Source organism: Paenibacillus baimaensis (assembly GCF_025567575.1).
Genome location: NZ_JAOQIO010000016.1, coordinates 24,915 through 37,915, shown reverse-complemented (window position 1 = coordinate 37,915; position 13,001 = coordinate 24,915). Strand labels below are relative to the sequence as shown.

Here is a 13,001-nt window from a genome sequence, read left to right as displayed (position 1 = left end):
AATCATTCTGTTTTAGCCAATTAAAAGTGACCGGCATTCCTTGATAGATAAGGAGTCACGGTCTAACATAGTGTAGTGCTTTAGCAACAGTAAATGACCCCACCATCATTGTTTGGAAGCTACATAATTTCCAATTTCTAAGGGGCTGGGCTATAAGAATGCTATTTAAGGCCGTGTAGGTGCAAACATATCATGTATATTGCTAGTCTTTTGTTTCTATTGACGGGAGATTAGAGTAATACAGGGATCTGGAGGGAACTGTATATTTGTAATATACTTATAAATAAAAGTGATAGAAGGCCTTCATAGGCGGGGAGCGATATGAACATGAATCATTTCACTAGCGAAACAGATTTACCATTTCAGGCAAAACTACTATCCGGATGCATTTATTGTAGTGGTACGCTTCCAGCGAAAAATCATGAGCACATATTTACTTCCTGCTGGGGGGGTACACATAAAACAGGCCAGTTGATTTGCGATACTTGCAATAGCGCTTATTCCCAAATAGACAACTCTTTCGCACCCTACACCAAATATGTGATGAATGCTTGGCAATTCAAAGGGCAGCGACACAAGGAAGTTCCAAAGATAGCGACCGAAACGAACTATACTATTGAAAAAGGCGCGAAACCGAAACGAAAATCCGAAGTGAGTTTCGAGCTCCAGGAAGATGGCGGTTTGCGTATACGAGCCAATGTAAGTAGCAAGAGCGAGGCTCGAAAACTGATTCTAAATCAGAAGGGCTTAATTGAAGAAAAGATCGGGCGCAAATTAACCGATGACGATGTGGAGAAGATACATGATCACATCCGTAATTCTGCTTTCGTCGAGGAAGCGGTGGGGGCACTAGATGTGGAAGAAACGCTATGCATTCGGGATGAATATCGTTCAGCGGCACACACCTTAATCAAGTGCATGGCATTGTTTGACCCGCAGACAGCAAGCAGTGAGCTTATGAGCCAAGTAAGAGATTTTGCGCGATATGATCGTGGTAATTGGGAGTACTTTGCGTTAGAGGCTTCGACTGTAGTTTCTTTCGTAGGTCAGATCAATTCTTTAGAAGTAAAGTACAATTCCGCTGAAATTTACTATTCGAGACTGCTTGGCAAAATTATTGGTGTCATCACGATACTAGGCCGCGTAAAACGATGGATGGTTCTGTCGGGCACATATTCTGGGCCTGATCAGATTTTGTTCGTATTCGAGAGAATTAATAGCGGGGGAAGACTTGAGTCAATGCGGTTAAGTGCGAGATCACATCTGCAACCAATTCCTTTAATTCAAACAAACTTTAAGCATCCGACCTTTGAACAATTTTATCTTGAAATTAGTGTGTTAGCTCAAGATTCGGTTGCATTTGATGCACCCTACGCAGATCTGATTTCCAGTGCAGATAAATTAAGAAAGGAATTTACTGTTGTCGACGAGGATTGCCTCAATGAATTTACACGAATTTATCTGGACTATCTTAAAACTTTAGCATCCACAGTGGACTCGAAATTTTACCCACAGGAAATGCGAAGACAGATATGGGAGCTAGGATTTACAGAACTTCTTACACGGTTCCATAATGTTAGTCTGAATGAGCCCGAAATACAGGAAAAGCTCTTTTACCCTTTTACCACACTTATGGAAAGAGTCACGAAAAATGCAAAAAAAGCTGAATAGATGACGCTAAGTCAAAGCCAAATTCAAAATCAGGGATCAAATTGCCGGGTGAACAATGTCTAACCAAAACTGAAACAGCAAACCCCGTCTGGAGATTGGGATGGGGTATTATTTTCTTTCTGACAATACAAATGTCACCATAAAATATACATTAGACTGGTTTTTATTATTACTTTTGCAAAGACCCTATCGGTAATCCTATTATAGTAAGACTAATCACTGAAAGCATTAGTGCGAATGGATTTGAGAAGCGGATTTTTTAACAAGATAAGTACACCCCATTAATTTGTCTAAAACTTTAAAGTCTGGGATATATCGACTGCATTTTGTATGTATAACTGACTACTTTATATTTTTATATAATTGAACTGTTCTTATCACATCATATAACATCTTTAGTTCTTCTATTTTTTGATTTGTTAGTATAATATTAATTTTTTCAATAAAATCTCGCTTATCTTTATTAGTACCTTTACTTTGCTTATGGAACAACTCAAATGGATCTACTTTTAAAGCCAAAGCAATTCTTTCAATAGTATCTAATGACGCATTTACTTCCCCACGCTCTATCTTCCCGATATATGACCTATCAATATTCAATAATTCACTTAATTCCTCTTGTGTTAAGTTTGCAGCCTTACGATAGAATCGTATCCTTTCGGAGACATGTTTTAATAATTTTTGCACATGACTACCTCCCCTTTTCAGAGTAGGTGAGCCAAGCAATAAGTTAAAGTGATAAATACTACCATTTACCATTTGATATTGGGCATTATAATACCCTATTATTAGGCATAGATACTTTCGCTAAGGAGACTGACAACTGTGAATCAATTACCCCATCAACTAGTTATAGAGAATGTAGTACAATATAAACAACGTGGTAAGGTAAGCTACTCGGGTAGTGTATTGGCAACAAACGCATTGACACTCAACTATGTAAAACCATTTGATCATTCATCAGGAAAAGGATATCAGCGACCTGTTGACTTAAAGAGATGTAAAGATTTTGCTAACTATTTATCCAAAGGTGATATATCGCTTTTTCCCCCTATACTATTAAATGCCGAATCAAACTGGGAATTTGTTGCTTATGATAAACATAGACCTAACTTCGGACGACTTTTATGTAATAAAAAAGCATCGCTCATTGACGGGCAGCATAGGCTTGGTGGTATTAAGCTATATATTCAAGAAACAGACTCTGAATTGAATATCCCTTTTGTTACATTTCATTTTCTTGATGAAGATGAAGAAATTCAACTATTTGATACTATAAACACTAAAAGCAAGCCAATAGGGAATTCTTTAAGCAAATTTCTTCAAAGACATGCTGATGAGTTAAGTTGGATCTCCACAGAGTTAGTTTTGCAAAATGGCAGCCCCTTCCAAAACATCTCATCAATTACAGGAAAAAGAAACAATGGACGCCATATAACCTTACAAAATCTTTATCGAATGGTTGAGTTATTAACAAAATCACCACATGTATTTCATCTTACAAAAGAAGAAAAACTTATGCTTGTTCTAATTTATTTTAATGCACTAAAAGAACACTACACTAAAGAGTGGTCCGATTATAAAGAATATAGAATTACACATATTGTATGTCTAAATGCTCTGAGTATTGCCGGTGCAGATATTTTATCTGTATGCGTATCTGAGGATAAGAAACATATCGACTATAATGCTATTGTAAAATATGTTAGAAAATTAAAAAAAATGGATTGGTCCAGTTCCAGTGCTTTGAGATATATTCGTGGTACTTCTGGTTCAAAAACCCTTGCTGCAGAGTTATTAATCCAAATGATGCCTGATCAATGAATCTATAAATGTAATTTGCCGGAATAAAGTTACCTGTTTTATCAAGTAAGCGTAAACTATTACCCCCAGTTAACCTTATTCCCGCAGAAGTAAAGGTGGTCGCTAAGAAATAGATAGTAACCGCAGTGAAACCTCGATCAAGCCATTTGCCATTTGTCGCAAAAACTGAATGTTTCCTGGACTGGAGGAACTTCATGCGCTTTAAGGCGCTTTACTGTTTTTAAGTCACCTTCTGCAATCCTTATGCGGGACATGATCAAGTTGGGCAGGAGAAAAATGATAGTGAAGCTGTTGGGCTAGTAAATGCATTTCTTCGCTGATAGAAAGTGGAATAGAATTTATGGCAACCCATCTTTTCTATGGAATTATGCTTGAAATAGAAAGGATAGCTTTTGGGGTATAGATTCATCTTAGCTTGATGGGCATGGGGTACTACCAGCGAAGCTGTCACCACCCGCAAACAGGGCTAAGCAGCACCGTGTCGCCCGGTGCGGCCAGCTTGTGCGTCTGCGCCACTGCCTCGGCCAGGCCTTCGCAGCTGAAAATAGGCGGGCAACTCGGCACTCTGAGTGCTGCAGCCTCGATTTGACTGGCCGCTTCGCCGATCAACAAGCAACACCTTGACATGATCAGGCAGCAGCCTGGCCATCTCGTCAAACGGTACCTTCCTATCTTTCCCGCCGGCGATCAGAAGCACTCGGCCCACGTGTGCGTGCAGGGTGGCGACGGTACGGGCGGGGCTAGAGCCGATTGAATTGTTGTAATAATGCACGCCGCCCACAGTTGCCACCCACTGGTTTCGGTACTCCACGCCGATAAAGGTGCGTACCGTCTCTAGGATTGCCTCGTCCGGCACGGTCCCCCTTACGGCAGTCATGGCAGCCATAACGTTTTGACCTTATGTAACATTGCCCAGATAAGGTTGGTTGTAGTTTACCAGTATTACAGGATATTCTGTACCCAATTTGAGAATATCCTGTTGATCATTCATACCTTTTAGTTGCTTCCAATTCTTTTAGTCCGCATAGTAATCAGTGAGGAACGTTAATCTTCATTTCTTTTTTCTTTTTAGTTCCTTTTGCCACTCGTCCCATTCATGATTCAGAGTAGTAGTTAAAATACTTTCCATTTTTTCTAGCCACGTTTTAATCTCATTTTTAGAAAGCGTTTGGTTATATTCATCAACAATTTCTTTAATAAATGCGAGTGAGGGATGCTCTTTTCCTAGGAATTTCATTGAATCAATGTAAGTTGATTGTCTAAGAGCAACCGCATGTTTATGATATTCTTCCGTAGTCTCGTTATTTACATTCTTAACCAATTCCCTTATGTTATGCTGAAGATCACGTAAATCCCCTGTATCATAATAAAATGTGTATTCATCTGGAACCTTAGGAATTGGTATCTCTTCACCTGGGGCATAATAAAGTACTGAATATGGCTGACTACTGACCATATCTTTAATATCTACCACTTCGCTAACTTCTCTTAATTCCTGAAGAAAGTTTAACGGTGCTCTACACCACTGCCAGTCTGACTTCTGGATCGAGAGTTTTCTATACTGAGTTTCGATATTATCTTCCCATCCCCTTGAATATGACTCATGATAGTGAGTACCATGCTTCCATTCCCCATCGTAATCATAATAAGCTACGGTACAAGCCCACGAAGAACTTGAAGAGAACGTTATATCTCTATAAAGTAAGAAGCCACGTGGTAATAACCACACAACTCTCTCATCCTCGCAATCAGTGTCTAAAATAGGTACCTGCTCTTGTTTTCCTTTTTCAATCGTATTGACTTCAAAGTTCGGTTTTGTACCACGTGTAGGTGGTTTCAACTGTGGTTCTTGCCAAATCAATCTCTCCAACTGCACATAATCTCTTTCAAAGTCATCAGGTTTAGTCATACCGAGTGCGAATCGAGAACTAATATACGTCGGGAGAAGATAATCTCCGTTATCTTTTTTCTTTAGTGCAATTGGAATGAATTTCTCCTGTTTTGTGTATTGGTACACATCTGGGGTGATGATCAAAGTTTCTGTTCCTACCCCCCCTTGCCTATTGTTTGCCTTTTGGCAGTATTGCTCATCACAAATAACGATAACTTTATCCGCCTTTTTTATACTTTCCTCCATAAACTGATACCTGTCATGGCCAACCACCCCATGCCATCTATCAAGGATTACCTCAACTCCTGATTTCTCCATAAGTCTTGTGGCTAGATCTAAGACCCATTGCATGTGTTCACTGGTTGTCCAGCAATATGAGATAAAAACAACTGGCACTTTTTCTTCACTCAAAACAAATCCCCCCCAAAAAAATTCAGTGTTGTTGGACGCATCAAAAAAGGGCAGCGATTGTTTATTTTCACGGCCCTTTCTTGCACGGTATTTCCACAATAAAATGATCATAGCTTGGCTGGAATTACTTGTCAATCTATCGTTGTTGAACAACTTGAGTCACAACTATATTCTAGTAATGTCGTCAAATATACTTAATTCATAAGTTATAATCGGCTTAACTTTAGATGATTCGCGTTTGTCTTTCTTCGTAATAAACGGAACGACCTCAGCCGTAATTACAAATCTAGAAATAAGATCAAGTATTTCCTCACGGCTGTACTCATTCTTAACAGTAAGGACGTTCAACTTTGCTATCTTCGATTCCAGCATGGCTTTGGTAGTAAGAAGCCTTTTGATCAGCGTCAACATGATGAACTGAACGCGTTCATTGCCAAAGCAAGAAAAGATTCTACCTACAAATTAAACAATGATTGACAGAAATGGATTCACGACCAATGATATGACGGGCAACAAAAAACTAATCCTATAGGAGCGTGACCACTAATGGCACTATTTACGGTGTAACAGCACCATCATAAAATGCGAAAAACGTTGATATATCAAGGTTTTATAGTACCATGATAATGTATCATAACTTGTCGTAAGGACTGCTTCAATGAGATCATCCTTCGACCAAAGTTCTTCGAATATTTCCAGTGGCTGCACCCTGAAGCAAAAGACCATTAGATGAAAGTTGAGTAATTAATTCGTTGATTGTTTTAATGGGGTGACCTTCCCCTGTCGAATTAACAGTAATGATTCCTCCAAAGAAACCTGCCGTTGCTGCAGATCGATAGCTTGCTCTGTTAGGATTTTATTTTGTTCCAGTAGTAACTTCTGTTCTTCTTTTAGCCGTTTGTTCTCATTTCGAAGAACTAGCAAACGCTTCTCCTGTACGGACATTTTTTTTTCATTATTTCTATCTGGCTTTGTCTTATCTTTAATCAAAGCTTGTGACTCTCGAACTAATGCCATTAAATCTTCCCGATTATAAAGCGTTTTTCGGGTTATTCCAGCCTTCTTAGAAACCTCCGCTATGTTGAGAACCTTCTTACTACGTTTGAACGATTCAAGGGCATTCTGAACCTTCTCAGTGGTTCTTAGTCTATTCCTTTCAGCTAACGTAAGTTCGTTTTCATTCATTGCTTGCTACCACCGCTTCATCAATCCCCAGCTTCATTTGTTTTTTAGCCAATTTAGCACTTAGATCTTGTATGTAACTCTGTAGGCGGCCAGCTTGATACCTCAGTTTAGAATTATAGATGGATTTTTCTCCTTCAGGAACTGCCTGAAGCTCTTGATTTACCCTCGCTAAGCGTGCTTCGTATTGAGGTAACATCTCGGCGGGTGCCAGGAAGTAATTGCATCCTAAACATACACCATCCTGGGCACAAGGGTCACCACGCAGCGGATGGTGAAGGCAAAGTCCATGTGGTAAAATTTCAATTTTCATGGCTCTGCGCATTTTATCCATCTGATCTGTTGTTTTTCCCTTAAAAGGATTTTGCTGGCCTTTAAGTGCCTCCAATACAACTTTATTCGTACTAGACACGGGCATCTCCCCAGATAAAACATCAACCATAACCTTTCTCAGCTTTTCCTGAGCATGATTATACGTTTCTGTCATTTGTATAGAAGCATGATCAAGCATATCAGCTACTACATGTATAGGCATACCACCTTCAATTGCTTTAGTTGCAAATAGGTGCCTAAAATGATGGCTGGATAAATCAACAAGTTTGCCATTCGCTTTCCTAAGATTATTTTTTTCTAAGAAGGGTCGAATTCGGTTTTTTGTCCAATTACTAAATGAAGCTATAACAATTTGTCGATCGTAGTCCCGGAAATCAAGAAACAAGTAGGGACTGCCTGATTGCAATCTTAAAGGTCTAGTGTACTCTTCAAGACGCTCCACCATTTTTACCACGAGACTGTTTACCGGCTTAAGAATGGTTATCCTTTCCTTTTTGGTTTTCCCCCCGATATACTCAATGTGGGGATCCCCACCAATAATTTTGATGCAGCCCTCTTTTGTCGACAATGCCTCACTGATGCGTATACCCAATTGAGTCTGCAAAATGATACTTGTGCCAGTCAAAACGTCTGCTTCTGTCTGTGCTAATTCGATAACCCGACTCATGACCTCTTCCTCGGGTAATTCTTTCTTACTTGAGCCAAACTTAGTATCCGTCCTTATTCGTTTGTTCTTTAATATATGTTTTTCATATAACCCCTCAACAAAAGAAGTGTTCGGGTATACGCTCCACCCTTTTATGGAACCACTCTGTAAAAGCTCTTTTACTACTTGAGCGGATTTTTTTATGGTCATCCCATTTAATAAAGAATCGTCTCGCTCACTCCTTGCATCTAATAGATAATTAAAATAACCTATTAGTACTTCCCGAGAAAAATCTAAAAAAGACAGGACATCTCCTCGTGTAAGTAGAAATTTACGAAGTTGATTAAATGCAGCTAATTTTCTTTTTACAGAATTAAAACCAACAGATAATATTTCTGCCGCGATGTACTGTTTAACCGTAAGTTTTATAGACGTCCATTGATCTAGATCCTTAAAATTAAGTTTAAACTTCGCATCATTCCAATGAGGAGCATCAACAAAGCCTTTATAATCCCAAACATCCTCAGAGAACATACTATTACCACAACGAAAGTCGTCTTTATCTTTTAGACTTGGATCATACTCCGTTAGAAGTCTGTTTCCTTGTTCCATCAATGCCCACAAACCTCTCCAAACGTAGGATGATATCCAACAATGCTGCTTCTGTTTCGTTAATCAAATAATCAGTACCAATAAAGCGTTCTTCCTTATAAGAGTTCTTATCTTGTCTAATCCGTTGAAGGTGGTCTTTATGTGTTTCTAAGAATTCAGGGGTTGTTATGAATTTTGGACAGAATAAGCAGGCATTGGGTTGTTTACAGTTACTTACTTTCTCTTTTATTGGTCTGGCACAGAGACCATCTGGCAACTGGGCCATAAGTCTTTCCGATTCATTAATTTTTTTATCGTCTTGATCTGAAATATCTTCCAAGCTATTTACAATCAGGCCGATAAACCCAAGTTTCTTATAAGCTTGAACTAACTTGCTATTCCGAACCTTTGCATAGAGCCTTGTGGAATGAAGTGACTCATGACCTAAATAATCTTTAATTTCAGTCGGGCTCATTCCATTAGCCAGCATATCCGTCGCTAATGTATGCCGAAATTGATGAAAAGTAAGCTCGTATAACTCCCCCGGAACATGACTGATGCCATAATTCCTTACAAATCTCTTTTTAAGCCACGATCGTGCAGTCACTTGCCATAGGTACTCTGCTCTTTTTGCATTCGGCAAGTAATGCACAAATAGACGTTTTGTTCCCAATATAGATCTATTTTCGGCTGATAATTCCTTTAAAAGCTCAATAGTATCAACAACTTCCTGTCTCACCACTATATATCGCTCTGTTTCATTTTTCTCACTGATAACCTCTAGTAGCGGTTTGCCGAAAAAGTCATTTGTAATACTATTTTCATTTAACATAAGAGCTTCCGAAATACGTATCCCAGTGTACATGCATATGATAATAAGACAACCTAGCAATCTTAAATCATAATCTTTTTGGGCTAATAAATCATCCGCGGCTGATTTGATCTGCTGCATAACGGGGTCTGGGATAATCATACTCTTCAAGATGTCTTCTGTTTGCAACATTCGAAATGCTGTACGATCAAACAGATGAATTTTAGGATAACCCTCCAACTCAAATATCTCCCCGTAATTTAACAAATGCTTTAAAGCAGATAAGGCCACAGCTCGTGTTGAAGATGTTTCAACCTCTACCATTAAGTAATGGATAAATTTTTCGATGATTTTGGGTGTTAAATCAGCAAACGTCTCAATTTGGATTTCGTTGAACTCAAGATACTCAAAAAAATGCCGTAAACTATAATTATACCGGTGTGAGGATGATGCTTTTATTTTTCCTACTTCTAAACAGTCCAAGGTATAATTTTTTATTTCTTCTTTTATCCATTCATTCGAAAAAAAATCAAAATAAAAGTAATAATTCCCTTGATCCTCTTTTGATGGAATAGTCCATACATCATTTTTCTTATCAATTAAGTAAGACACGTTACTCAAGTCGGTCCATTTCTCCTTTTGTCTCCAGGTAACGTTCAAAAGCCATGATCTGTGTGTCTAGGGACATCTTTCCATATTTCGATGCTGTTACAATACTATGTCCTAATCTTTCACTGATCACCGTGAGATCTAAACCCATCTCCTTTAAATTTGACGCATGGGTATGCCTTAGGGCATGTGGTGTACACTTAATTCCGGAATACTCTGATACTTCTCTAAAAAAGTCCTCGACGCTCGTTCGGCTTACGGGCTCACCTTTAGTCTTTGCGTGATGCGTAACGAAGATATGCCGAACCCCTTCTTTTTCCGGACGGTGATACATAATGTAATTATCTATTTCAGCCAACAATTCGCTTGATACAGGTACGATTCTCTCCCCTGTTTTTAGTTGACGGTCTGGGTTGGGTTCATCTCTTTCTACCAAATATAAATTACCGGTTTTTCTGACGCCATCAGGATAATCAAAATCATCCATTCGCAGGTGCAACACTTCACTGATTCTAAAACCTGATTCATATAACAATTTAAAGATTAATTTATTACGAATCATCAGATCTTCATTCGTACTCCATATCTCTCCGATTGCTTTATAAAATTGTAGCGCTTCCTGATATCTGATCCACTTTATATCTATAGAGCTCTTTTTTTTCTTCCTCTTTAAATAATGAATTCCATTTTTATTTAGCGGGGAAATTACATGCCTTAAAAAGCCTTGATTAGCTTGAGGGTTATCCCGATCAAAAGTTTTTGCAATAGGGTTTTCTATAACCCAACCGCCCATTGTTGCATGATGTCGGTAAAAGGAGTTGACTGTGGACAGGTAGCCCGACAAAGTAGAAGCACTCACTTTTCCAGATCTATGTCTGCCATCAATAAATCTTACGAAATCTCTAATATCCCTGGTCTTTACTTCAAAAAATTGATATCCGGTTTCGCTCATCCATTCATAAAAGACTTTCAAATCCCTTAAATAACTTTCAATAGTGTTAACTGAGCTTCCATTCTGTATAAGATAATTTATGAAATCAAGGACCTCAGGAATAATTCTCATGTTTTTATCAACCAAAACAATTGATGAAACAGTTTTTTTTAGTTGCATACCTTCACCGTCAAATTCAGCTATTTATCCCCATATTAGGACAAATAATCTTCCATAGCAACAAAAAAAGACCAACTACTAAAAAGTAGTGGTCTTTTTTTATGGTTGAACTATTCCGTTGTATAAGGTAGCAACGCAATTTGACGGGAGCGTTTGATCGCAATTGTCAATGCACGTTGGTATTTAGCCGAAGTACCAGTTACACGACGCGGAAGAATCTTTCCACGTTCGCTTACAAACTTCTTAAGCGTTTCGATATCCTTATAGTCAATGTGAGTAATTTTATTTACAGTGAAGTAACATACTTTACGACGTTTTCCGCCCTTGCCGCCCTTACGGCCGCCAAATTTGCGTTCGCCACGTTCTTCACTATTGTTATCTCTTCTTTGAAAACCCATCGCTGTTTCACCCTTTCAGTTAAAATATTTCTGTGAATGGACTAAAGCCACATCCACAACATCATCATTTCACATTCTATAATGATCTTGCCAAGTGCTACACTTGAATTGCTATACCCAAGATTACACACATAATTCTGATCCGGTCATAATCACCGGCTAGGTCATTGTTTTTGTATTCCAGATTACACACTTATAAATGACTAAAATCCGCATACCTACGGGCTTTAATTAGCATAATCTAGATTACACATAAATCCACCGCTCAGAATGGCAAATCATCATCGGAAATATCAATCGGTTTTCCGTCATCCTGAAATGGATCTTGATTGTTGTCGCGCGGTCCAGCATTACGCTGTTGACCATAGCCTTGATCTTGACGGCCGCCCATTCCTTCTTCACGATTTCCTCCACCACTATTGGAAGATTCCAGGAAACGTACATTATCAGCAACGACTTCCGTCACGTATACGCGGCGACCTTCGTTATTGTCATAGTTACGTACCTGCATTCTGCCTTCTACTGCGGCAAGTCTACCTTTACGCAGATAGTTGGCACATGTCTCAGCAAGCTGACGCCATGTCACAACAGGGATAAAGTCTGCTTCCCGTTCCTTCTGTTGGTTCGCATAAGGACGATCCACAGCTAGTGTAAACGTAGTTACAGCTACTCCCGCAGGAGTATAACGTAATTCAGGGTCTTTAGTAAGCCTTCCGATCAAAATCACACGATTTAGCAATCTAAACCCTCCCAGCATGTCAATTACAGCATTTCGTACTGTTTACGCTACATCTTGTGTGATCAGGAAACGAATGATTTCATCAGAAATCTTCATTACACGATCAAGCTCGGTCAATACCGTATTGTTAGCGTTGAACTTAACTAACACATAATGGCCATCACGATGCTTGTTGATCTCATACGCAAGACGGCGCTTACCCATAACATCATGCTTCGTAATTTCTCCACCGTTGTTGATGATGTTTTGAAACTTTTCAACCGTAGCCTGAACAGCTTCTTGTTCGATATCCGGACGAATGATATACATAATCTCATATTTGCGCATGGTTTCACCTCCTTTTGGACTAAACGGCTCCACAGATCGACAATGGTCAATCGGAGCAAGGAGCGAGCAATTAAATAGTATTCAAAACTCGCACTGTAATACTATATCAAAACGTGAGGACAATAACAAGTGCAAGTTCAAATGCTTCTTCTTAATGTCCCCAAAAGGGATAGTTGGCAATATTTATCGTCATGACTTGAACCCTTGCTGGGCACTCTATCTATATACTTCGTAAGGAGGTCTAACAACGATGGGCGAATGGCGTCAATTCAGTCCAGGTGATACAGCTCCCAATGACGGGAAGTACATCGAGGTCGGAGAAAATGATTTTCACATGGGCATCAATGATCCCCAAATCATTACCTTGGTGAAAGGTGAGGCTTTCCCGCAAACCTCCAACCATAACCGCAAGTGGATACGTAGAAAAGCGTAGGTCAAGCCCTCTACACCCGCGCAC

The 13,001-nt window shown here is 39.2% G+C and carries 13 protein-coding genes; 3 read left to right on the top strand and 10 right to left on the bottom strand.

The annotated features are described in order from the left end of the window. Nucleotides 1-321 precede the first annotated feature (321 nt). Entirely contained in the window at nt 322-1,671 is a 1,350-nt protein-coding gene (locus OB236_RS07165; protein ID WP_262683333.1) for an HNH endonuclease, read from the top strand. A gap of 342 nt (nt 1,672-2,013) precedes the next feature. Here OB236_RS07165 and OB236_RS07160 read toward each other — a convergent pair whose 3' ends face one another. Beyond that, nucleotides 2,014-2,358 carry a helix-turn-helix domain-containing protein gene (locus tag OB236_RS07160; protein WP_262683332.1) on the bottom strand — a complete coding sequence of 115 codons (345 nt, stop codon included), beginning with the start codon at nt 2,356-2,358 and terminating at the stop codon, nt 2,014-2,016. Nucleotides 2,359-2,496: 138 nt separating this feature from the next. On the opposite strand from OB236_RS07160, the gene OB236_RS07155 reads away from it, so the two are divergent. Beyond that, nucleotides 2,497-3,495: a DGQHR domain-containing protein gene (locus OB236_RS07155; protein WP_262683331.1), complete on the top strand. Its 999-nt coding sequence runs from the start codon at nt 2,497-2,499 to the stop codon at nt 3,493-3,495. Between the two features lie 466 nt (nt 3,496-3,961). Here the strand turns inward: OB236_RS07155 and OB236_RS07150 are convergent, their stop codons facing one another. From OB236_RS07150 to rpsF, 9 genes are all read right to left on the bottom strand, one after another. After that, a complete protein-coding gene (locus OB236_RS07150) occupies nt 3,962-4,201 on the bottom strand; it encodes a hypothetical protein (protein WP_262683330.1) in 240 nt (79 codons plus the stop codon). 345 nt (nt 4,202-4,546) lie between these two features. Continuing rightward, on the bottom strand, nt 4,547-5,797 hold the full coding sequence (locus OB236_RS07145) for an SEFIR domain-containing protein (protein WP_262683329.1): 1,251 nt from the start codon (nt 5,795-5,797) through the stop codon (nt 4,547-4,549). A 744-nt stretch (nt 5,798-6,541) separates the two neighbouring features. Then, nucleotides 6,542-6,982, bottom strand: coding sequence for a hypothetical protein (locus OB236_RS07140; protein ID WP_262683328.1), 441 nt, complete (start codon nt 6,980-6,982; stop codon nt 6,542-6,544). Further along, nucleotides 6,975-8,570, bottom strand: a complete 1,596-nt coding sequence (locus OB236_RS07135; RefSeq protein WP_262683494.1) for a tyrosine-type recombinase/integrase — start codon at nt 8,568-8,570, stop codon at nt 6,975-6,977. The genes OB236_RS07140 and OB236_RS07135 overlap by 8 nt, the downstream gene beginning before the upstream one ends. Next, nucleotides 8,536-9,972: a tyrosine-type recombinase/integrase gene (locus tag OB236_RS07130; protein WP_262683493.1), complete on the bottom strand. Its 1,437-nt coding sequence runs from the start codon at nt 9,970-9,972 to the stop codon at nt 8,536-8,538. Before OB236_RS07130 ends, OB236_RS07135 begins: the two co-directional genes overlap by 35 nt. A gap of 1 nt (nt 9,973) precedes the next feature. Next, nucleotides 9,974-11,080 carry a tyrosine-type recombinase/integrase gene (locus OB236_RS07125; RefSeq protein ID WP_262683327.1) on the bottom strand — a complete coding sequence of 369 codons (1,107 nt, stop codon included), beginning with the start codon at nt 11,078-11,080 and terminating at the stop codon, nt 9,974-9,976. Nucleotides 11,081-11,190: 110 nt separating this feature from the next. Continuing rightward, nucleotides 11,191-11,478, bottom strand: a complete 288-nt coding sequence (gene rpsR / locus OB236_RS07120; protein WP_076237573.1) for a 30S ribosomal protein S18 — start codon at nt 11,476-11,478, stop codon at nt 11,191-11,193. A 265-nt stretch (nt 11,479-11,743) separates the two neighbouring features. Further along, nucleotides 11,744-12,217: a single-stranded DNA-binding protein gene (gene ssb, locus OB236_RS07115; RefSeq protein WP_076237574.1), complete on the bottom strand. Its 474-nt coding sequence runs from the start codon at nt 12,215-12,217 to the stop codon at nt 11,744-11,746. Nucleotides 12,218-12,259: 42 nt separating this feature from the next. After that, a complete protein-coding gene (gene rpsF, locus OB236_RS07110; protein WP_076237575.1) occupies nt 12,260-12,544 on the bottom strand; it encodes a 30S ribosomal protein S6 in 285 nt (94 codons plus the stop codon). A 250-nt stretch (nt 12,545-12,794) separates the two neighbouring features. Here rpsF and OB236_RS07105 point away from each other — a divergent pair, with 250 nt between their 5' ends. Next, nucleotides 12,795-12,977, top strand: coding sequence for a YjzC family protein (locus OB236_RS07105; RefSeq protein ID WP_076237576.1), 183 nt, complete (start codon nt 12,795-12,797; stop codon nt 12,975-12,977). Nucleotides 12,978-13,001: the final 24 nt, after the last annotated feature.